This window comes from Microbacterium aerolatum, assembly GCF_007988825.1.
GTDB classification, from domain to species: Bacteria; Actinomycetota; Actinomycetes; order Actinomycetales; family Microbacteriaceae; genus Microbacterium; species Microbacterium aerolatum.
The window spans coordinates 21,261-41,020 of the sequence record NZ_BJUW01000014.1 but is presented as its reverse complement, the minus strand read 5'-3'; the positions used below and the strand labels follow the sequence as shown (position 1 = coordinate 41,020).

General features: G+C 63.4%; 20 protein-coding genes and 1 tRNA gene. 11 read left to right on the top strand and 10 right to left on the bottom strand.

What is annotated here, in order from left to right; all coding sequences use genetic code 11:
• Positions 1 to 99: 99 nt before the first annotated feature.
• From MAE01_RS13430 to MAE01_RS13410, 5 genes are all read right to left on the bottom strand, one after another.
• Positions 100 to 1,062, bottom strand: a complete 963-nt coding sequence (locus MAE01_RS13430) for an arsenic resistance protein (RefSeq protein ID WP_147040182.1) — start codon at positions 1,060 to 1,062, stop codon at positions 100 to 102.
• 39 nt (positions 1,063 to 1,101) lie between these two features.
• Complete coding sequence (locus MAE01_RS13425; protein WP_147040239.1) at positions 1,102 to 1,944, bottom strand: Rieske (2Fe-2S) protein; 843 nt, start codon at positions 1,942 to 1,944, stop codon at positions 1,102 to 1,104.
• Between the two features lie 86 nt (positions 1,945 to 2,030).
• Positions 2,031 to 2,552: a metallophosphoesterase family protein gene (locus MAE01_RS13420; RefSeq protein ID WP_147040180.1), complete on the bottom strand. Its 522-nt coding sequence runs from the start codon at positions 2,550 to 2,552 to the stop codon at positions 2,031 to 2,033.
• Between the two features lie 2 nt (positions 2,553 to 2,554).
• Positions 2,555 to 2,923 carry an A1S_2505 family phage non-structural protein gene (locus MAE01_RS13415; protein WP_147040179.1) on the bottom strand — a complete coding sequence of 123 codons (369 nt, stop codon included), beginning with the start codon at positions 2,921 to 2,923 and terminating at the stop codon, positions 2,555 to 2,557.
• A 70-nt stretch (positions 2,924 to 2,993) separates the two neighbouring features.
• Positions 2,994 to 3,401 (bottom strand): VOC family protein, encoded by a 408-nt coding sequence (locus MAE01_RS13410; RefSeq protein WP_147040173.1) that lies wholly within the window; start codon positions 3,399 to 3,401, stop codon positions 2,994 to 2,996.
• A gap of 72 nt (positions 3,402 to 3,473) precedes the next feature.
• On the opposite strand from MAE01_RS13410, the gene MAE01_RS13405 reads away from it, so the two are divergent.
• Positions 3,474 to 4,052, top strand: a complete 579-nt coding sequence (locus tag MAE01_RS13405) for a TetR family C-terminal domain-containing protein (protein WP_147040172.1) — start codon at positions 3,474 to 3,476, stop codon at positions 4,050 to 4,052.
• A gap of 368 nt (positions 4,053 to 4,420) precedes the next feature.
• On the opposite strand, the gene MAE01_RS13400 is transcribed toward MAE01_RS13405, so the two are convergent.
• Positions 4,421 to 5,530 (bottom strand): SIR2 family protein, encoded by a 1,110-nt coding sequence (locus tag MAE01_RS13400; RefSeq protein ID WP_186806247.1) that lies wholly within the window; start codon positions 5,528 to 5,530, stop codon positions 4,421 to 4,423.
• Between the two features lie 260 nt (positions 5,531 to 5,790).
• Between MAE01_RS13400 and MAE01_RS13395 the strand changes: the two genes are divergently transcribed.
• Both MAE01_RS13395 and MAE01_RS13390 read left to right on the top strand, forming a co-directional pair.
• Positions 5,791 to 8,853 carry a hypothetical protein gene (locus tag MAE01_RS13395; protein ID WP_147040168.1) on the top strand — a complete coding sequence of 1,021 codons (3,063 nt, stop codon included), beginning with the start codon at positions 5,791 to 5,793 and terminating at the stop codon, positions 8,851 to 8,853.
• A gap of 76 nt (positions 8,854 to 8,929) precedes the next feature.
• A complete protein-coding gene (locus MAE01_RS13390) occupies positions 8,930 to 9,406 on the top strand; it encodes a hypothetical protein (protein ID WP_147040166.1) in 477 nt (158 codons plus the stop codon).
• A 122-nt stretch (positions 9,407 to 9,528) separates the two neighbouring features.
• On the opposite strand, the gene MAE01_RS13385 is transcribed toward MAE01_RS13390, so the two are convergent.
• Together MAE01_RS13385 and MAE01_RS13380 are read right to left on the bottom strand one after the other, a co-directional pair.
• A complete protein-coding gene (locus tag MAE01_RS13385) occupies positions 9,529 to 10,080 on the bottom strand; it encodes an ImmA/IrrE family metallo-endopeptidase (RefSeq protein ID WP_147040164.1) in 552 nt (183 codons plus the stop codon).
• 3 nt (positions 10,081 to 10,083) lie between these two features.
• Positions 10,084 to 10,446: a helix-turn-helix domain-containing protein gene (locus MAE01_RS13380; protein ID WP_147040162.1), complete on the bottom strand. Its 363-nt coding sequence runs from the start codon at positions 10,444 to 10,446 to the stop codon at positions 10,084 to 10,086.
• A gap of 312 nt (positions 10,447 to 10,758) precedes the next feature.
• On the opposite strand from MAE01_RS13380, the gene MAE01_RS13375 reads away from it, so the two are divergent.
• Genes MAE01_RS13375 through MAE01_RS13365 form a run of 3 tightly spaced genes read left to right on the top strand, consistent with a single transcriptional unit; the run spans position 10,759 to position 15,001 of the window.
• Positions 10,759 to 11,769: a nucleotidyltransferase domain-containing protein gene (locus MAE01_RS13375; RefSeq protein ID WP_147040160.1), complete on the top strand. Its 1,011-nt coding sequence runs from the start codon at positions 10,759 to 10,761 to the stop codon at positions 11,767 to 11,769.
• Positions 11,766 to 13,232 carry a HesA/MoeB/ThiF family protein gene (locus MAE01_RS13370; protein ID WP_147040158.1) on the top strand — a complete coding sequence of 489 codons (1,467 nt, stop codon included), beginning with the start codon at positions 11,766 to 11,768 and terminating at the stop codon, positions 13,230 to 13,232. The genes MAE01_RS13375 and MAE01_RS13370 overlap by 4 nt, the downstream gene beginning before the upstream one ends.
• On the top strand, positions 13,229 to 15,001 hold the full coding sequence (locus tag MAE01_RS13365) for an SAVED domain-containing protein (RefSeq protein ID WP_147040156.1): 1,773 nt from the start codon (positions 13,229 to 13,231) through the stop codon (positions 14,999 to 15,001). Before MAE01_RS13370 ends, MAE01_RS13365 begins: the two co-directional genes overlap by 4 nt.
• On the opposite strand, the gene MAE01_RS13360 is transcribed toward MAE01_RS13365, so the two are convergent.
• The gene (locus tag MAE01_RS13360; protein WP_147040154.1) at positions 14,935 to 15,276 is read right to left on the bottom strand and encodes a tyrosine-type recombinase/integrase; all 342 of its coding nucleotides are present in this window, start codon (positions 15,274 to 15,276) and stop codon (positions 14,935 to 14,937) included. The two genes, MAE01_RS13365 and MAE01_RS13360, sit on opposite strands and share 67 nt — an antisense overlap.
• A 68-nt stretch (positions 15,277 to 15,344) precedes the next feature.
• Here MAE01_RS13360 and MAE01_RS13355 point away from each other — a divergent pair, with 68 nt between their 5' ends.
• The 3 genes from MAE01_RS13355 to MAE01_RS13345 all read left to right on the top strand — a co-directional run bounded on the left by MAE01_RS13355 (position 15,345) and on the right by MAE01_RS13345 (position 18,168).
• Entirely contained in the window at positions 15,345 to 15,980 is a 636-nt protein-coding gene (locus MAE01_RS13355; protein WP_147040152.1) for a GNAT family N-acetyltransferase, read from the top strand.
• Between the two features lie 97 nt (positions 15,981 to 16,077).
• Positions 16,078 to 16,911 (top strand): helix-turn-helix domain-containing protein, encoded by an 834-nt coding sequence (locus MAE01_RS13350; RefSeq protein ID WP_147040150.1) that lies wholly within the window; start codon positions 16,078 to 16,080, stop codon positions 16,909 to 16,911.
• Between the two features lie 111 nt (positions 16,912 to 17,022).
• Positions 17,023 to 18,168 (top strand): tyrosine-type recombinase/integrase, encoded by a 1,146-nt coding sequence (locus tag MAE01_RS13345; protein WP_147040148.1) that lies wholly within the window; start codon positions 17,023 to 17,025, stop codon positions 18,166 to 18,168.
• 129 nt (positions 18,169 to 18,297) lie between these two features.
• Here MAE01_RS13345 and MAE01_RS13340 read toward each other — a convergent pair.
• Positions 18,298 to 18,371 (bottom strand) — tRNA-Pro (locus tag MAE01_RS13340).
• 107 nt (positions 18,372 to 18,478) lie between these two features.
• On the opposite strand from MAE01_RS13340, the gene MAE01_RS13335 reads away from it, so the two are divergent.
• Both MAE01_RS13335 and MAE01_RS13330 read left to right on the top strand, forming a co-directional pair.
• Complete coding sequence (locus MAE01_RS13335; RefSeq protein WP_147040146.1) at positions 18,479 to 19,060, top strand: GNAT family N-acetyltransferase; 582 nt, start codon at positions 18,479 to 18,481, stop codon at positions 19,058 to 19,060.
• A gap of 23 nt (positions 19,061 to 19,083) precedes the next feature.
• Positions 19,084 to 19,755, top strand: a complete 672-nt coding sequence (locus MAE01_RS13330) for a lysoplasmalogenase family protein (RefSeq protein ID WP_147040144.1) — start codon at positions 19,084 to 19,086, stop codon at positions 19,753 to 19,755.
• Positions 19,756 to 19,760 lie beyond the last annotated feature (5 nt).

Genomic DNA, 19,760 nt, shown 5'->3' with positions numbered 1-19,760 from the left:
GGGTTGACAGGCCTGCCGAGGCGAACGAACCCGCGTCACAGGGGGAAGCAGATGCAAGGTAGATGTTTCCGCGCATCCAGGCGACGCGGAGGGATGCGACTACGAGAGCGTTCTCGCATCGTGTGCCGCGGGGATCAGTCGCGGGACGACGTTCACGGCGAGGACCATCACGACGAGTTCGACGAGCGTCTGCGTGACGACGACGAGGGGTGCAAGGGTGAAGGTGCCGGGGAGCGCCAGGACCAGCGGCAGGACGACGAGAGAGTTCCGTGTCACGCCGCTGAAGACGATCGCTCGCGAGCCGCGAACATCGAGCCGCGCGACACGGGACGCGACCATTCCGACGGGAACCATGACCGCCGCGAACAGGACGAAGACGGGGATCACCATCAGGAGGGAACCGATCCGCTCCCCCAAACCCGCGACCTGGGATGCGACGACCACCGCGAGCGTGAGCATCATCAGCGGCACCATCGTCGTCTCGACTGCGCTGAGCAATAGACGGCTCCAGCGGGTGCGCGCCGCGGCGAACTGAGTGAGCGCGGCGGCGGCGAGCGGCAGTACGATGAGCAGCCCGAACGCTTCAGCGAACGGGGCGAGGTCAATGTCGAGCACGAAGTCTGTGCCGAGGAAGAGCCAGAGGTAGACGGGAAGAAGGAGCATCTGGGCGAGCATCAGCAGCGGCGTCGCTGCGAGCAGCCGGTCCTTGGCGCCGCCGGCGAGACCGGTGAAAACGATGACGTAGTCCACGCACGGCGTGAGCAGCACGAACAGCACGCCCACGAGCAGCACGTGGTCCTGGGCGACGATGCGCGACAGCATCCAGACGATGACGGGGACAACGGCGAAGTTCACGACCAGGATCGTCGTCAGGAATCGCCAGTCGCGGAATGCCTGGCCGATCCTCGCGAACGGCACCCCACAGAAGGTCGCGTACAGCAGCAGGCCGAGCGCGGGTGTGATGGCGACTTCCGCGGGCGGTGCGACGACGGGAAACAGCAGGCCGACGGAGGCGCCGACGGCGAGGGCCGCGAGATAGAGCGGAACCTGAAAACGCTCCATGCGCCCAGTCAAGCAGAGCTTTAGGTGCGGCGACGAGACTTACGTAGCGCGAACGCTGATCCGTCCCTCATCCACGCTGACCTCCCAGAGCGGCTGCGGCACGCTCGCCGGCCCGCGTTCGACGGTGCCGTCCTCGAGCAGGAACCGACTGCCGTGCCACGGGCAGGTGACGCAGCCGTCGGCGTCGAGCGTCCCTTCGTCGAGCGGTCCGCCGGCGTGGCTGCACACCGCAGAGATCGCGTGCAGCCGGCCGTACTGCCGGGTGAGCAGCACCGGCACGCTTGCGACCAGCACGCGGGTGAGCGATCCTTCGGCGATGTCGCTGTCAGCCGCGACATCGGTCCATTTGCGGGTCGCCCCCTGGAACGCGGTGTGGTTGACGCCGATGCCGCGGACGAACGAGAGGTGCCCGCCGAGGTACGCGGAGCAGAGGGTGAGTCCGAGTCCCAGGATGCTGAGCACGATGCCGGCGCCGCGGTGACCGCGCCGGCGGGCGAGCCACGAGCTCGCTTGCAGCACGCTCGCCGTCGCGTTGGATGCCGCGTGGATGAGTCCGACCCGCTTGTCTGCGCCGATCGTGTCCGACCAGTCCGACGCCCCGGACAGTGCGGTCGGCGCGGACGCCAGGATGCCGAGACCGACGAGGCGCCGCGCTGCCGCAGCGGATTCTTCTCCTCCGGTGAGGTCGAGGGCGACGGCGGCTCCCCAGGCTCCGATCGGCAAGTCGGTGAGCATCGGATGCAGTTGGTGGCCGAGCCAGGAGCCGGAGAGAGCATTCTTCACGCTCTTGGTTCGCGTGGCTTTCTTGACCCAGCCGTCCACTGTCTCAGCCGGGCCGTCGAGCTCTTTCGTGCGACCGATCCGCTGAATCAAAGTCCTCATCACGCCCGATGCTTCGCTCATACGCCCTGTCTACTCTCGCGTTGTGACGGGGTCAACGGGAGCGCCCCATCGTTGGGAACGTTCAGTCAGTCGTGCTGGGCGCGAGAAGGTCGCTCGACCGGGATCAGCTCCACTTCGACGCGCTCGCCGTCGATCACCGCGCGCATCATCGTGCACGCGGGCTGCCGTCGCCGATCGGTTGGCGACCCGGGGTTGAGCAGTCGCATGCCAGCGGGAGTCACGGTGTCCCACGGGATGTGCGAGTGTCCGAAGACGAGCATGTCCACGACGGGGAACGCGGCGTCCATGCGCTCTTCACGCCGGGTGGCCGGGCCGGTCTCGTGGATGACCGCGATGTCGACCTCCTCTACTGTCACGTGCGCCACTTCGGGCAATCGCGCTCGCAGTTCGGGGCCGTCGTTGTTGCCGTATACGCCGCAGAGCCGACGAGCGCGTGTCTCGAGCAGGTCGAGCGTGGGGATGTCGATCCAGTCGCCGGCGTGGATGACCAGGTCGGCATCGTCGACGGCACGGAGCACCGCATCGGGGAGTTGTCTCGCGCGAGCCGGCACGTGCGTGTCGGCGAGGAGGAGCAGCGTCGTGGTCACGGTCAGAGAAAAGGAGCGAAGGATGCCGGGACGGTGACGTTGTCGGGCAGGCCGGCGAACAGGGGCGCCACTTCTTCGGGCGTATGCCCGGCGATCCCGCAGCCCACCGGCGTCAGCAGGAAGCGCAGCTCGGGATGCGCTTCGGCGTAGGTGACGAAGTTGCTTGCCTCGCTGGCGAGCACCTCGAGCCCGCTCATGGTGTCGATGGCGTAGCTCTGGCCGTGATGGCCATGCCCCTCGCCCCACACTGCGCCGAAGCGTTCGTGAGCGACGCGGGCGGCACCGCCGCCATGGAATCCGCCCGCGTTCGAGCCGAACACGAAGATCTCGTTGGGCTCTAGGTGTTCGACGACTTTCGGGGTCGTGTCCATGAGTGAAGGGTACGCGTGTCGGATTCAACCGGACCTGAGGAGCCCTGAGGAATGGCCATGGGCAGCAGCCTCATGCCGTGGCGTACGCGGCGGCATACTCTGCGCTCGGCGGTATCGGCTGAATCACATCGAGCAGGACTCCGTTCGGTGCGGCGACGATGAAGTGACGCTGCCCGAAACCCTCGTCCCGTATCGCGAGAAGAGGTTCCAGTCCGAGCTGACCGGTGACGCGCTCATATACGGCATCCACATCGTCAACCTCGAGGTTCACGATGACTCCCCGGGGAAGGCTGCGGTACGCCTCGGGCACCGTTTCATGCTCGTATGCAAGAACCGCGAGTTCGAAGGCGCCGAAACGCATGCTGATATACCAGTCCGATTCAAAAGTGAACTCGAAGCCGATCTTGTCGCGATAGAACGCAGCAGCCGACGTCACGTCGTCCGACATCAGTACGGGGTAAAGGCTGGTGAGAGTCACGTCTTACTCCTTTTACATACAATGGGAATGTAACGACCAATATACATACTCTACGTACGTAAAGGAATGATCATGCCTCGCGCCTCCGCCGCCGACGCCGCTCTCACGGCTCGACAAGTCCTCGAGGCAGCTATAGGGCTGTTCTCCGCTCATGGATACGCCGACGTGTCCCTCGACGACATCGCTCGGGCCGCGGGCGTCACGCGCGGAGCGGTCTACCATCACTACGGAAGCAAAGTAGGGCTCTTCGGAGCGGTGGCGAGCGAGCTCCAGTCCAGCGTCGCCGCGCTGGTTGTCGACGCTGCCGACAAAGCAGGTTCAGGGGCCGCAGAGCAACTCCGCGCCGGGTCCCACGCCTTTCTCGATGCGATCACGACGGGAGCGGCGGTGCGAGTTCTGCTCATCGACGCCCCCGCGGCAATCGGATGGGATGCATGGCGGCGACTCGATGCCGAGAACTCCGCCGCACATCTGCGCGAAGCGCTCCAGGATGTCGGAGTAGCCGACGATCATCTTGATGCCACCACGATGCTTCTGTCAGGCGCGATGAACGAAGCGGCGCTCTGGATCGCGCAGCATGACGACCTTGCAACGGCCCGTGACCGCGCACACGGGGTGCTGGATCGGCTGATCACCGCCCTGATCCCCTGACCCCTGGCAGGGGCTGTGGACAACCGGAGGCCTCCTGGAGGCCCCTGGCTTCCGAGCAAAGAGAAAGCCCCGGAAACTCTTGCGAGATTCCGGGGCTAGTCGGTCGGTCGGGCTGACAGGATTTGAACCTGCGACCCCTTGACCCCCAGGCGTCCAGACGGCTTCGATGGAACCGAAATCCGCATGTTTTCGGGGATCTGAGCGTGCAGAACACGTCACGACATGCATGGTTTGCATGATTCTGGTCCCCTTTTGGTCCCCCGCTTCGACCGCCGACCTCCTCCGTTCGCCAGCGAACTCACTGAGATGGACAAATCCGTGTCGCAACGATCACCCGAAGATCGCGGTCAGCCCCGGTTGCTTAGAGGCTAAGCAACTAGCGCTGGGAGGAGGCTCTCCACGCCTCCGGTCAGGAAGATCATCCGGTTTTTTCCCAGAGTGGCAGCCACGGATGGAGCATCTGCGTCCGGCGTCCGGTACTCCGCATCCATCGCCCAAAGCAATCCGCCGAGGGTGTCCTCGTCTTGGCGGATGTGGCGACGCGGATAAGGGTCGATCACGACGATGCGACGAGACGGTGACAACGAAGCCCAGCGGCGGATCGCCGCATCCACATGTTGATCGCGGAAGGAGTAGCCGACCACGACCAGCAGCTCTGATCTTTCAAGCCAGTCGTGGAACTGACGAGTCAACGCCGGGAAAGCCGAGAAGGGAGTGGTTTTCGAACCCGATCCGAAGATGACGGTCGGGGTCAGAAGTCGATTGGGCGCAGCTTCGTTGAGACCGCTCGTTTCATAGAAGCCGACAGCCGGGACGAGGTTCCCGCTCTCATGGTTGATTGATCGAGAGCCGCGCCAGGTCATGGAGCCATGCATCTTCAGGAGATGCACGGCTGCTGTCCCGAATTGCCACTGGAAGCCTCCATCCCACAGCTCGGCTCCTGTGGAGACTTCGACACCGAACTTCTCACCAGCCCGCTCAATGAGCTGGTCGTAGTTAAGCGTGACGATGCCCGTCTTGGCGGCACGAAGCAACGGCTCAAAGTGACCAAGTGGCGCATCTGCCTGGGCGGTATCAAGCGCACCGAGGGTGTGCCCCTGGACCATGTCGAGGATCCACTGAGCGTCTCGTGCCAGCTCTGCGGTGTTACCGCCGTAGGTAGGGAACTCCATGAAACCTTTAACCCAGAACCGCGTCGGGTCAGAGTCCTGATAGGTCAGCGTCTCGACCGCTTGGTAAAGATCCTCGATGTTTGAGCCCATCGATGCGAGCACCGGACGAATATCCCGCCAGAGCTCCGGGACCCGCGATTCAGCAGCGAAGTTGAGTGTCGCCTCATCAATGCTCGCGAGCACGATCTCAGTGAGCTCAGCGGAGACCGGAAGCGCAGGCTTAGAGGCCCCCGCGCCCAAGAGGAATAGGGCTCGCCCGCTCGCCCGCCCCACCCACTCACGGGCCTCGTCGAGATTCGTCTGCACGATACCAGCATGGCAGCGGCGACCCATCTCTCACCAGCGACGCCGGGCAGACACGAAAGGTACACGTGCCCTCCGAGCGGATGTTTCTGGCACTGGAGGCGGGCCCTTCCCGTCGCATGCGAAGCATGCTAGTCAGTGGGTGTTCCCCACGATTGGCGTCGAACCTTGGTGAGGGAGCGCCCTTCAGCGCCTCTCGTAGGATGGAGTCGACAGGCTCGGCCCTGAGTAAGGGCGCGACCGGGCGGGGCAAGGGGGCATTTGTGGCTGACTGGAAACATCTGTCATTGGCTTCAACGCTGTATGCACCTGCGTCGGTCACCACCCCGGCTCCGGTGATCGGCAAGCTGGAGGAGCTCCCGTTCACTTCCCTTTCATGGGAGAACTTCGAACGCCTTCAACTGCGGATGATGCGAGACGTCGAAGGACTTCGTGAAGCACAGCTTTACGGAGACCGCGGGCAGGCTCAACTCGGACTCGACATCGTTGCGCTGGCACCGGACGGCGCAGGCGTCGCTCTTCAGAGCAAGAACTACAAGCGGTTCGGGAAGTCACAGCTCACCGCCGCGGTCAAGAAGTTCCTCACTACGGAGCGACCGTTCACGGTTCAGCGCCTGATTTTGGGCGTGGCATGCGCAGTCAAGAGCACCGGTGCAGTCGAGGAGCTGGCTGTTCAGCGTAAGGAGCTTCGACCGGTCGTTCTCGACCTTTGGGATGCGCAGGAGCTCTCGGCGCTCTTGCGTAAACGGCCAGAGATCGTGATCGAGTACTTCGGTATGCCCACGGCAGAGGCGTTCTGTCACAAGTTCAAGATCGATGTTACCCAGGTACCCACCGCCGATGCTGCCGCGGTGCGAGAGGCAATCGCACGCACTCCCGAGGTCTCGACGGGTGCTCAGGAGTTTTTTGATAAGGCGGCTGAAACGACCGATCCCGAACAGGCGCTTGCGCTCATCGAGAAGGGGCAGGCTGCCCTGCACAATGCAGGGTTCAAGCCTCATGCGGCGTCTCACGAGAAGGAGCGCGTGCGCCTCTTGGCTCTCAACGGACGAGCCGAGGAGGCGTCACGCCACACTCTCGATGAGTTCTGGTCGGCACTCGAGCAAGGCCTCGCGACAACCGCCCAGATAACGCAGTCACGTCTAGCGGAGTTAACAACTCAGGCCGAAATTGCCCCAACAGTAGATGCCTGCCGCAAGGTCGCCGAATGCGCAATCAACCTCTATATGAATCCGCTCGGCTATCTTCCGGACGTCAAGGAGCTGCGGCTTGGGGAGCCCGAGGACCAGGTACGTCTCGCGCTCCTCGCAGGCGAAACAGCTATTGCTAACGACCGCTCCGACTGGCTGAGCAGCGCTGTCCCCACCCTGGCCGAGTTGTCCCGTCTTCCTGGTCTCGATCAAATGCGACGTACTCGCCTTCGCCTGATCATCGCCGAGTCGACGCAGGACTGGGCAGAGCTTCTCACCGACGCTCGAAAGATCACCCACGGATATAGCGTCTCCGGACTCATCGCCGCTCGCCACGCACGCAGCCTCGCTCGGTACGAGAAGTTCAAGGAAGCCGACCTAGCCTGGGATGAGGCCTCCGGCTTTGCGTCGCTTGCCTCTCAGTGGGGCGAGGCATCGACGTGGATCTTCAGCAGGCGTGCCTTCCGCTCACGCTGGAACCCGTTCACAAGTAACGAACTACTTCCTTTGCAAACCGCTGTCCGAGAAATGGGTATCTCCAAGCCAATCGTGCCGACGGCCCATGACGCCTACGTCGACGCACTGTCAGGACTGAACGAGGGCAGCCTGCGATCTGCGGCGATCTCCGCGCAGCGCGCGCTGCGTGATGCGGTCGCGACTAGCGACTTGGTAGAAGAAGAACGCGCGCGGCGCGTGCTTGCCTCGATCATGATCGAGTCCGACGAACCTACCCTCGCCGCTCATCACCTCGCGCAGATAGGTGCGACAAAACGGATCGACTCACTGGGCAAGTCATTGCCGCTTCAGTTCCTTGACATCACGGAGAATCTGGACGCACCGAACTACTGGACGGTGGGTGCCACCTACCGCCTCATCGCTTCCCAGGCGGATCTCGTTCCCGACACCCTCGTGGACTTCATCGCCGAGCACATCATCGCGGAGCTCGCGGCAGCCGAGGAAGGCACCCGACCCGATCTGCGCTCCTTTGCGACCTCGCGCTACAACAACGCAATCAAGGCGTTGGCGGGTATTGCCGGCCGCATTGCTCACGCACCGGCGACGGCCGCGTTGGCACACTTTGAGCAGCAACCGGAGGTTCAGGAGAACCACTACCGGTTCCACGATGACGATGAGGCGCTTGCTGTGGCGAAGATCGCGCTCAGGCATCCGGACCTCGCTCCACGTGCTATCGCCCACCTTGTGCCGCTCCTGGGCAGAGCTCAGGGCGCGCGAAGTGAGACTGCCCACGATGCGATTGCGAAGAACGAGGCGCTTGCGCGGGACGGACTCACCACGCTCGCCGCAGCCGGCAACCACTGGGCACAGGAAACACTGGCACTCGCCGACCCGACGGACATCGATCCGGCTGTTGCCGCCGATGCCTTGGCTCGACTCACCACACCTCTCACGCACCTCACTGGTGTCTATAGCGTGGGTACGAACGCGATCGGTGACTCGCTCCTCATTCGCCATCTGCCCTCGGACTCAATCAACGCTGCCGTCGCCGAGCTACTGATTCGCGCAGATGATCCGCACCTTGCTTCCAGCGATCGCGCAGACTATCTAAACGCGGCAGGCAATCTCACACGCCATCTCAATGAAGCCCACCATGCAAGTCATTTTGAGACTGCCATGCGACTCGCAACCTCGCCCACCCCGTCAAAGTACGACGAACTCAATAGCCAGCACACCCACAAGCTAGGCGGCTTCCGCATGAACGGGATGCCCCAGGGAAGTCGCGGGCAGGCGCTGGCGCTTGCCGCCAGCCTCGCCGGCAACGATGACCAGCGAAAGGAAGTCCGGCGCGTCGTCTACGCTCTACTCGGCGAACAGGCCGATTACTGGCCGACCATCGCGCTGCAGCGTCTTGGTGATGCTGTGAACGACGACCTTGCGTTCCTCTCGATGCAAGGATGGGCCATCCGAAGTCTGGTCGCACTGAAGTGGGTCGAGCACGGCGAACCTGAGCACCTCGGCATCCGCTTGGCGCGTGACTCCGACGTGCGCGTGCGGCGAACGCTCGCCCGCGAGCTCGCGGGCCAAGCCGATGGCGCTCATGCAGATGTGCGCGCTGTACTGGCCGACGACCCTGCCTACAGCGTGCGCACCGCCCTCAGCGACACAGAAGCCCCCTAGAACCGACACGTCAGCGCAACCGGGCTCCGGAGGAACAGCTCGCCGCCATGTCGGCGACCCCTGACATTATGGGCAGATGAGTGACGAGCCGGCTGGCTGGACCGAAGAAGACGACGCCATGGTGACCTACGAGTCGCTTCCCGACTGGCACCCATCGCTCTTCGTCGATGTATTTCGTACCGGCCTAGATATGGAACAAGCGAATGCGAGCGAACTGTTGGGGTGCGCATTCGTCACCCCTGAATCGCTTGGCACCTGGGAAGATTTCTCCCGAGCTCGATCCGTCTTCTCTTCAGGCCTCAAGATCAGCACCACGGCACTGTTCGGCATCGGCGCACCGGACGTGGCCTATGTGCGCCTCGTCGAGACCGATGCGTATCTCAATGATGACATCGACGCCGTCCCTGCGACGATGCACGTGACGCTCGTGTGGCGCCCAGAGATCGCGGTGGTACCAATCAGCAGCTGGCGCATCCACCATCTCGGTGAGGCGATCGAGCCCACGCTCGTGCCGCGCACCGCGGCTGGCTTCGATCCGCGAACGCAGGCCTAGCCTGCAGGACGCTGCGATCGGAATGCGCAGAGTCGCGCCCATCATTGCCGATCGCCGATGATCCTGGAGACGCCTTCGATGCCCTGAGCGGAATGGCGCTGATTTGGTTGGTCATCTGTGCTTTACGCCCGTCTTGCCCGAACTCGCTGCATGACTTTGCGCGCACCGCTGTGGTTCATCCTCCATCGAGCGATCGCGAGGCTGACATCGTAGGCGTGAGCGGCTTGTTCGTCGGTGGCATTTGCTCTGGCAAGCCGGAATGCTCCGTCGTTGGGGATCAGCATCTCCCCCGAGAGCCAGTCGGCTTCGGCTTCTTGGTCGCCGCCGAGCCCACACTTCCTCTCGTCGGAAAGCGAGACGCCGAACTGGTGCTCCAGGACGACGTGGGCGAGTTCGTGGCACATGGTGGTGCGACGACGAGTCAGGGTCTGAGCATCGTTTTCCAGGATGACCACGCCACTCCCGTTCGGGATCAGCGCCCCGGACAGTGCGCTTCCGTCCGCCCGCAGGAAGTGGTCACGCGCGACACCATCAAGGTCGCTGAGCTGGACCACCGGGATGCCGTACTCAGAAGCGAAGGCGTAGGGGTCGAAAGGCGCATGCGCGTCGAGGCCGATCTCGGCTCGTAGCTCCAGCGCGAGGCTCTTCGCCTCGGTCTTGAATCCTCGACGCACGAGTCATCCCTGAGCCCGTGCACGTTCGATGGTCGCACCGATGACCTGTTGCAGGTACTTGACGTCGGTCTCGCTGAGGTCCTTCCGGGCGCGCAGGAGCGGTGCGAGCTGCGCCATGAGGTCGGGCTCACGTGCGTTGTCGTGCTGCCCCTCGTGCTCGAAGAAGTCCTCGGCCGGGAGTCGGAGCCAGGCAATGATCGTGGCGAAGCCGTCGGTGTCCGGCTTGAGGCCGTTGCCGAGCCGGGAGAGTAACGAGGGGCTCACCCCTACTTCACCGGCGAGCGCTCGCCAAGAAAGCTGCCTCTCTTGACGAGCGGCGTCTAGGGCGGAGTACAGCGCGGCCGTGTTGATCGTGGTCTTGGCCATGCTCCCAGTGTGTCACATCTGCGACAGCACGTCGCCTTCGACACGAAGCGTGTTAGAATTGAAACACAGCATCGAGTCTGGAACATCGAGGAGGTGAGGAACATGGCAGGCAAGAGAGGGCGCAGCGCAGTCACGGGGCGGTTCGTGAAGCAGTCCACAGTGAAGCGTCACCCGAAAACCACGACCAACGAGAGCACCGGCAAACGCGGCAAGAAGTAGTACACCACCTGCTCTCCATGCTCGCCGAAATGTCGGTGGCATGGGACAGGCTCGGAGAAGTCCAAGACAATCACAACGAGATCGGAGGGCCCGATGGCTCACCTCAAGCAGCAGTTCAAGGATGCGCTGAGCTCCATCGAGCCCGGCGATGACAAGGCCAACGCACCGGAGGCGCACCGACTGGTGCGCGATGCACTCGAAGCCGACACGAAGCTCACCGAGTACGGAGTGGACCCAGTGCTGATCGGCTCGTACAAGAGGAACGTGTCGATCAAGCGGGTCAAGGACGTCGACGTGTTCGTGCGACTCCCGGACCTACCGAACGACGTCACGTCGAAAAACATCCTCGACCGATTCTTCACCGTTCTGCATGCGGAGTTCGGTAGCGATGACGATGGTCACCGACGAACGAAGCGTCAGGATCGCAGTCTGCAAGTGTCGTTCCCCGAGTACGACCTGTATGTCGACGCGGTGCCTGCCCGCCCTTACTGGGACGGCGAAACGTGGGAGATCCCGCAGAAGGGCGATGAGGACGAGTGGGTGCGTACCAATCCGGAGAAACTCACGTCGCTGTCGACCGAGATGAACGCGGCACATGACGGCTACTACGTTCCCACGGTGAAGCTGCTGCGTCAGACCCGACGCTCGATACTCGGCGCCAGCAAGAAGCCTGGTGGGTTCTTCATCGAGGTCGCGACCTACCAGGCCTTCGCCTCCGGCCTGGTCTCAGGCAACGATCACGCAGAGTATTACGTCTCTGCGCTCAAAGAGGTCAGCAAGATCATCGACAGCTATGTCACCTTCGGCATCGCGGTGAACGACCCCACTCTGCCTGGGCACACCATCCGCATTCGTGCGACAGATGATGAGCTGGACGCAGCGAAAGCACGTTTTGCCGACGCAGCGGAAACCGCGCGCGAAGCGCTCGCCGAGGAGGACGAGGGCAAGGCAGCACTGGCGTTCCAGAAGCTACTGGGCAAGAACGGCGACGACGAGACAGTGTTCCCGATGCCCCCCGGATTCAATGAGGATGGGTCGAAGCGCGCTTCCGCCATCTCGGCTGGCGCACGGACCGTCCCGGCGGGCACGAGGACCTTCGGGTGACCCTCACCGAGTACGACGACTACGTCGCATACTCACAACAGCACTTCGAGGAAGGGCTGATCCGAGCCGGCTTCACGAAAGATGACAGCGGCTGGCGAGGGACAATCGTTCACTCTGGGGGCGCGACCGAGGTTCTCATAAAGCTGCGTTCCCGCTACCCCTTTCAGCCACCCCGTGTGGTTCCGATCGACTCAGATGCGGTCGCGTGGTCCTGGCACCGGGAGTTGGACGGGGCGCTGTGCTTGATCGCCGAGGACGATCACGAGGGACTGTGGTGGACGGAAGCGCCAGCGTTCCTCGAACACGTCACTGCCTGGTTCGAACAGGCTGCAGCAGGCTGGCCAGACGACCGACCCGACCTAGACCTCGACCGCTACTTCAAGCCCTCCGATGATAAGCGGCTTTATCTCTACGATGATCTGACCCGCTATCCCAGCGGATTCGTTCGGTTCCGCCCGGCAGCGAACAACCTGATGCGAATCGGCGGCGGCACCAAGCCAGCGAAGTCCTCGAAGCACAGCAAGGATCGCTTCGGATACGTTGCCGACCTCGGCGATGTAGACGTGCCCCCCAGATCATGGGACGACATCTCCGGTCGCATCAACCCCAGCGTCGACCTGGATCGCAGAATTCGCAAGCACACGATAGAGATCGTGGTGCTGATCTACAGCCGTGGCTCTCACGACGGCGCAATCACCCTCGAAGTATGGCCCACCGAAACTGGCGGCATAGCAGTCAGGCGCCTGAGCTCAGGTGCTGACACCGATGCCGCCAAAGCCGCACGCTCGGGTCAGCTTGCTCCCGAGCTCCGCGGACGGCGAGTCGCAGTTGTGGGCGTCGGAGCCCTCGGCTCGTTCATCGTGGACATACTCGTGCGCTCTGGTGTCCAGAAACTCACCCTGCTCGATAGCGACGTCGTTATGCCCGGGAATCTCGTCCGTCACCTTGTCGGCCCTGAAGCCGTGGGCCGGTCGAAGGTTAAGGCCGTCAAGCAGCATCTGATTGACCGCGGTGGAATTGCAGGTGCCGACATCGAGGTGATCGATCACGCGCTCACCTCAGGCGACGAAGCTGTCGAGCTTCTGACCGACCACGATCTCGTGGTGAACGCGACCGCCGATTTCGCCACCACTGCACTCCTCCATGTCGCTGCACGGGCGTTGTCCAGGCGGATCGTCTCAGCGGCGATCCAGAACGGCGGCACGAGCTACCGAATCGATGTGCTGCCGCCGCTCGACGGAGCCGAACCGCTGCCACCCTCGTCCAGCGTTGTCGATCAGCCTGAGTCTGAACTGTTCGAAGCCGGCTGCGGCAGTCCAATCTCTCCGACGCCCCCTTACGCGGTGATCGAGGCGGCAGCAGCGACCGTGCGCCACGCCGTCGGCCTGCTCGTCGATCGCCCTCTCCACCCCGCGGGGGAAACGCGAGACCTGTCGATCGGCGAAGTAAGGAGTCACGAATGACTCGACCACCAACGCGCATCGACCTGCTCGTCGACGCCTACGAGACCATCGCCTTCGAGACAGCGAACCACCTCCCTCGGGAGACCGGTGGCATCCTCCTCGGCTACCAGGACAACGGCACCATCGTGGCAACTCACGCCCTGGTTGTTGATGGGCAAGGGGCAACGACGAACAGTTACGTTCGCGACGACATTCGCGCGGACGAGCTCTTGCAGGAGTTTCTGGACCAACGAGCTGACGACGATCCGATCGGCTACGTCGGTGAGTGGCACAGCCACCCCTCCCCATCTGGACCGAGCACCGTCGATCACGCAGCGATGCGCGCGACCGCCAAGGTCAGTTCCAACCCGATCGCGCTGCTCGTCTTTGCGCCCGGCGCAACCGGTAGGTTCTACGGACTCATCGCCCGGCGTCAACGGTTCGGGAAAACCACAACGAAGGAAGCAGTCGTCTCGCTTCCTCCTTCGAGATTCCCTCCCCTCGGTCCTTTACCGGACGGTGCCGTCCGCGGCGACGGCCCAGTATTCATCTCCTACCGCCAATCGGACGGCACCCCGCAAGCCGACGCTCTTGAAGATCTACTCCGGGCCGCCGGGCTCGTTGTATGGAGAGACCGCACCGATCTGCGACCCGGGACGACTACCGACCGCCTCGAACAGGCGCTCACCCGAGGTCTCTCGGCAGGCGTGCTCGTCGTCACACCCGACATCGCCCACAGCGACATCGTCCGCGAACGCGAACTGCCACGTCTGCTACAGCTCGACGCCGATCCCAACTTCAGCCTGTGCATCGCAAACACGGTCACACGGGTAGGTGAAGAGTTGAAGTGTGACTACGACGCCCCGGATCGGCTCCTGCGGCTCGCGCCAGCACGAACCCTGGCTGACAAAAAGCAGGCGAACATGCGCCAGCCGTCTGGCGAAGTCGAGATCGTGCGTGACCTTCTGATGCACCGCATCGAGCAACGAAAGCCCAGCATTCGCAAAGAAGCACGCGATTTCACGATTCGCGTGCAAAGCCGCCCCGCATCATCTGCCCTGGACGCCGACGAGGAGGACCTTCACATCCGACTCAAACCGTCGGACGACGGTCGACTACCTTCCCAAGGCGGCCTGGAACTGCTCCAGAAGACTCTCCCGCTCACCAGCGATGCCGTGTATGCGGCAGGCGCAAAGAGCGTCCGCGTATCGGGCGGAGCCCACTTGTCAGTCGGCCTCGCAGTTGGTGCGGCTCTGCCCGAAACGAAGATCGGCAGGGTGATCGTGACCGATCCAGAGGGCAATGCCTGGACATCCGCCGTGTCCGACGACGACCCGCAGACCACCGAGCTGACCATCGAGCCCGCCCAATTCGAACAGGACCAAGCGGGAGAACTCCAACATCGCGTGGCGATCTTCGTGACCCTGACGCCACATGCAGATCGGACCGCTTTCGAACAGCTTGTGAACGACTCAGCCGATGGATTCGACGCAGCCGAGATCATCTCACTTGGGAGCACAGAACGAATCGACCCACGAGAAGCAGCTCGTCTCAGCGCGGCCATCGCACAGCAAATCAAGAAACTCTCCGCCAGCCAAGGACGCGCCGAGGTACACCTCGCCTTCCACGGTCCTTACACGATGGCCGTACTCATTGGGCGCTACCTCAATACGCTGCGAACCGTCGTCTATGAATGGGATGGCAATAGGAAGGATGAGCCCCGCTACAAGCCCGTGCTCGTCCTCGAACCTGGCGTTACGGGCGGACCGATCACTGATGTCTTCCCGTAAGGATCGGCACGATGAGCATCGAGGATGCCTACACGTGATCCCTCCGCAGGCATCGTCTTCCCGTCATCCAGCCTTACCAAAGGCCCGCTCGAGGTGCTCGCGGTAACGGGGTTCACGATCTCGCTGCGCTGGATGTAGTGCTGCATCGTGATCCGCGGGTCGGTGTGCCCGAGGAGCTCGGAGGCGGGGAGCGCGTCTTGCGCGTCGTTGACGCCCGTGGCGACGGTGCGGCGGAAGCGGTGCGGGGTGACGTTCTCAATCCCGGCCGCGTCCATCACGTCGCGCAGGAGCCTGCGGATACGCTGACGTCAGCACGCCGTCATCACCGAACTGAGATCGAACCATGCCGAAGAGCAACGAATCAGCTTCCCCGCACCCCCGAATCGCAGTGGATCTCAATGACATCCAGATTCGATACTCCAGCGAAGGAGTCCTTGCGGGTGCGCACGATGGAGACTACGAGAACACCGTCACGCCCTGGTGGGCCGAACTAAGTCTCGCTGACTATCCAGACGATGGCGACGAACCTACGGTGACCTCAATCGGCTCCATCCGCTGCTTCTTGGTAAATCTGGACTCCGACACCAGCGCATACGAAGCACTCGACGCACTCGAGGCAGACCTCGGAGCCGTGGGTACTGCCTTGTTCCAGGATGACGGCATCGTCGAGCGAACGGAGATCTTCCCATCACACGCGATCATCATCGATCGCGTGTGGATCGATCCGAAGTATCGCGGACAACGGCTGGGACCACGAGCAGTGGCGACAGCCATTCGATTCCTCGGGCGGCGACGAATCACCGTCGCCGCTTTGATCGCGCAGCCAGACGGATGGCACAAGATGAGGGGCCGCGCACTACGTGACAACCGTCAGAAGGTCCGCCAAGCGTGGGAAAGCATCGGGTTCGCACTATTTGACAACGAGGTTCTGTGGCTGGACGCCACCGACTATGACGAAGAGGACTACTTCACCAGCTGATCTAAGTCCCTACGACCGTCCGACCCGTCGCTGTAGGTACCGCGGCAAGGCGAGGTGCCTATAGCAACGCTTCGCCATTCACGGGTAGTGTGTACTCATGACACATCATCCCGCCCTCGAAGCAACCCTCACCCTGCGCCATGCCATCGAAGTGAAGAACAGCGATGACGTCTCCGCCCTTGCTGCCAGCGCAGATACTGAGGACACGAACCACCTCTACGGATATATCTCCGAGCAAGGTCGAGTGCTCGTGTGGACATCGCCCGCTGGTGAGCACCTTCTCTATGAGGGCGAGATCCGCGTGGCGGATGACTACGAGTGGACACCCATCGGCACACCGCGCATCTACCGCTTCAACACGACCGACAAGGCGGAGATCCATGCTGACACCCTTCGCCTCTTCCTCTCACAGAGCCTCAACAATGGCGGTGTGAGGCGATCTGGCGGCTGGCGAGACCGGATCGTCGCGCTCGTCCCGGAGGAGGTCGGGGCCAAGGAGTCGAAGATCATCCGGACCCTAGCAGACGGCGGAATCGAGGCGACCCACACCTACAACGTGCTCGACGCCTACACGAAATACGCCGAATGGGTGAACGCTCTCGCGGCCGAGTTCGGTGGCACTGACGAGAAGCTGGAAGCACACATCGAGACGCCGGACATCGCGCCGTTCTCCCCGATCGTTGCGGGCATCGCCCAGGCGTGGCTGTTGCGTGAGGCTGCGGACGCCACTCTTGAGCAGACGCGCGCTTCCCTGAAGTTCAGTCTCGCGGGGTTCACCCGTCTACTCGAGCTCGCCGGAAGTGATCCTCGTGCCTCCGTTGCCGAGCTCGCTCGCTCGCTGCAAACTGATCGTCCGAACCTCACGCGCATGATCAAAACGGCCGAAAAGGATGCGCGGATCGCGGAGATCCTGGGTTCTCTCCCCCGTTGACTTGCAGACACTCAGTCATCATCGCGGTTGGGGGAACGTGCGATACGCCGATCCGATCGCGTCTCCGCGGGAGCATTGAGTTCGCAGGGATGTGGGGAGATCCTCAATCGGATGACTGTTCATCGTCCTGCCTTGCCACCACACGGAGTGCCCCTCCACCTCGACGCCCTCCGCCGCGGTTCCCGAATCCGCGCTCGCGTCCGTTGGACCGATCCGTTCTCGCATCGACGCCAGAGCCGATCGGTCACGGTCGATGATGAGGTAGCCGTTCGGAAGTTCTTCGAGCTCATGTGCACAAACTCGAACCGAGACATTGATCCGGTCATCACCCCGAGCGACTATGCGTGTTCGATCGGCGACCGATTCCTTCGCGGCGTCGATCCGACATCGACGGCAGCCGGATACCGAGCCGGACTCCGGCTCAGGGTTCTCCCCACGCTCGGCCACACCCGCCTTCGAGACATCACGACGGGCCTTGTCGACCGAGCGATCGACAGCTGGGAGGCGACGCACTCCCGCTCCACGCTGAAGAACACGATCGCCGCACTGACGCGGGTGCTCGACGAAGCGGTGCGCGATGAACTCATCGCTCGCAATCCTGTGCGCGACCGCGCCGACAGGCGCTATCGCCCGAACACTGAGCTTCCGCAAGCAAAGCTGATTCCTGCGCCCGATGATGTCACGCGGGTCGCTGCATCCTGCGCTGAGATCCACCCAAGCTATGGCGACCACGTCATGCTCAGCGCGTTTCTCGCCGCGCGCAGTTCGGAAGTGGGCGGGCTCATCGTCGGCGATGTCGATTGGGAGAACAAGATGGTCACGATCGAACGGCAGTGTTTCCCCGGCGCCGGCGGCCTGAGCATCAAACCCCCGAAGGGTCGTCGCGCCCGCCGCGTACCGATCATCGAACCGCTCGAGCCCGTGCTGCGCAGGCTCACAACGCGACGGTCGCGCAACCTGCCACTAATGCGCGGGCCGCGTGACGGTGTCATCACCACGGCAGCATTGCGTGACGCAACCGGCTGGGACGAGCTGGTTGCATCGCTGGGGTTGCCAGGGCTGCGCCGTCACGACCTCCGACATGCGGGTGCAACCTGGTTCGCAAACATCGGCATCCCGATACACGTTGTGAGCGACATCCTCGGACATGCATCGGTCGAGACGACGCGTGCGTACCTTCACACTGACAACACAGCGTTGCAAAACGCTGCAGCACGAATGAACGAGCACCTTCGGGAGGCCGCGATGAGCAACTAGAGACGCCTGAACCCCTTGACCATGTCGAGTCAAGGGGCTCAGCGGGTACAATCTTGGGTACAAGACCGGCGCGAACGCCGACCTCACGACCTCTCGAAGATACCTTCTGATCGGGTATTTTCTCTTCGGTCGGGCTGACAGGATTTGAACCTGCGACCCCTTGACCCCCAGTCAAGTGCGCTACCAAGCTGCGCCACAGCCCGTTGTCGTGCGTTCTCACGCAGGCAACTCCCCTATCTTAGCCGCACCGCGCAGCCTTCGCGAACCAGCACTCTTGCCCGTGTCCGACCCTGGGCGTAGCCTGCCGCACATGCCCACGATCACCACCGCGCTCGCAAGTCCAGAGGTCTGGGAAGACATCCAGCACGCGCTGAGCGGCGGCGGCGACGGTCGCAGCTGCCAATGCGTCTGGCCGGTGCTGACGAACAAGGAGTGGGAGACCACCGACCTCGATCAGCGCACCGCGCTGTTCCAGCAGGAAGTGGCATCCGATCGCCCGCCGGGAATCGTCGCCTACGTTGACGGCGAAGCCGCCGGATGGGTCCGCATCGGCCCTCGCCCCGCGCAGCGACGACTGGCCCGCACTCGTAACGTCATCGCCACCACTCACGAGCCTCTCGAGGACGACGGCGTCTGGGCGGCCAGTTGCTTCGTCGTCCGCAAGGAGCACCGCGGGCAAGGCCTGAACGCCACGCTCCTGGACGCGGCGATCACCTTCGCCCGAGAGTCCGGCGCCCGCGTCATCGAGGGCTACCCGATCGACACCTCGCAGACGAACGTCCGCGTCAACGACCTGTTCCACGGCGCGCTCTCCACGTTCCTCGCGGCCGGTTTCACCAAGATCGACGGACCCAAACCCGAACGCCCGCTCGTCAGCCTCGCAGTCGCCTGACCCCGTCGCCCTACGATGGTGGGATGCCGCGCAGCATCCCGTCTCGAACGCTTCTGCCCTGGGCGTTCGTCCCGTACATCGCGATGTCGATCGTGCACGTCGCCGCCCTCGCAATCGAGAGCGACATCGCCGCTCCCACGAAGCTCTGGCTGATGCCGCTGCTCGCGATCCCAGTGCTGGTTTCGCTCCGCCTGCGACCCGTACTCGCCATCGCTCTGCTGCTCGCAGCCATCGTGCTGTCATGGCTCGGCGACGGCGCCGGCGCGTTCTTCCCCGCCGGACCCGAGTTGCCGCTCATGCTGCTCTTTTTCGGACTCGCCCACATCGCGTACATCGTGCTGTTCGCCCGCGTGCTGCGGGTGCGCCGGATGCCGTGGTGGACGCTCGTCTACGTCGCTTGGTGGATCGCCATGATCGCCGTCCTCGGACCGCACACCGGCGCGCTTCTGCCCGCCGTCGCCGCCTACGGAATCGTGCTCGGCGGCACCGCGGCCTTCGCCGCCCGCTGCCACCCGCTCGTCGTCACCGGCGGCGTGTTCTTCCTGCTCAGCGACACGATCCTCGCGTTCCGCCTGTTCCTCTCCGAGGCGATGCCCGCGTGGACCAGCCCCCTCGTCATGCTCACCTACACGCTCGGGCAGGGCCTCATCGTCACCGGAGCGCTGGTCGCCTTGCGGAAGCGGGGCACCCGATGACCGGG

Coding starts and splice junctions, on each gene's coding strand:
- MAE01_RS13430 (WP_147040182.1), bottom strand. CDS start 1,062: ATGGAGCGTTTTCAGGTTCCGCTCTATCTCGCGGCCCTCGCCGTCGGC.
- MAE01_RS13365 (WP_147040156.1), top strand. CDS start 13,229: ATGACTCGACCACCAACGCGCATCGACCTGCTCGTCGACGCCTACGAG.
- MAE01_RS13355 (WP_147040152.1), top strand. CDS start 15,345: ATGCCGAAGAGCAACGAATCAGCTTCCCCGCACCCCCGAATCGCAGTG.
- MAE01_RS13330 (WP_147040144.1), top strand. CDS start 19,084: ATGCCGCGCAGCATCCCGTCTCGAACGCTTCTGCCCTGGGCGTTCGTC.
- MAE01_RS13415 (WP_147040179.1), bottom strand. CDS start 2,923: ATGGACACGACCCCGAAAGTCGTCGAACACCTAGAGCCCAACGAGATC.
- MAE01_RS13375 (WP_147040160.1), top strand. CDS start 10,759: ATGGCTCACCTCAAGCAGCAGTTCAAGGATGCGCTGAGCTCCATCGAG.
- MAE01_RS13390 (WP_147040166.1), top strand. CDS start 8,930: ATGAGTGACGAGCCGGCTGGCTGGACCGAAGAAGACGACGCCATGGTG.
- MAE01_RS13345 (WP_147040148.1), top strand. CDS start 17,023: ATGACTGTTCATCGTCCTGCCTTGCCACCACACGGAGTGCCCCTCCAC.
- MAE01_RS13350 (WP_147040150.1), top strand. CDS start 16,078: ATGACACATCATCCCGCCCTCGAAGCAACCCTCACCCTGCGCCATGCC.
- MAE01_RS13380 (WP_147040162.1), bottom strand. CDS start 10,446: ATGGCCAAGACCACGATCAACACGGCCGCGCTGTACTCCGCCCTAGAC.
- MAE01_RS13335 (WP_147040146.1), top strand. CDS start 18,479: ATGCCCACGATCACCACCGCGCTCGCAAGTCCAGAGGTCTGGGAAGAC.
- MAE01_RS13405 (WP_147040172.1), top strand. CDS start 3,474: ATGCCTCGCGCCTCCGCCGCCGACGCCGCTCTCACGGCTCGACAAGTC.
- MAE01_RS13360 (WP_147040154.1), bottom strand. CDS start 15,276: ATGGACGCGGCCGGGATTGAGAACGTCACCCCGCACCGCTTCCGCCGC.
- MAE01_RS13425 (WP_147040239.1), bottom strand. CDS start 1,944: ATGAGGACTTTGATTCAGCGGATCGGTCGCACGAAAGAGCTCGACGGC.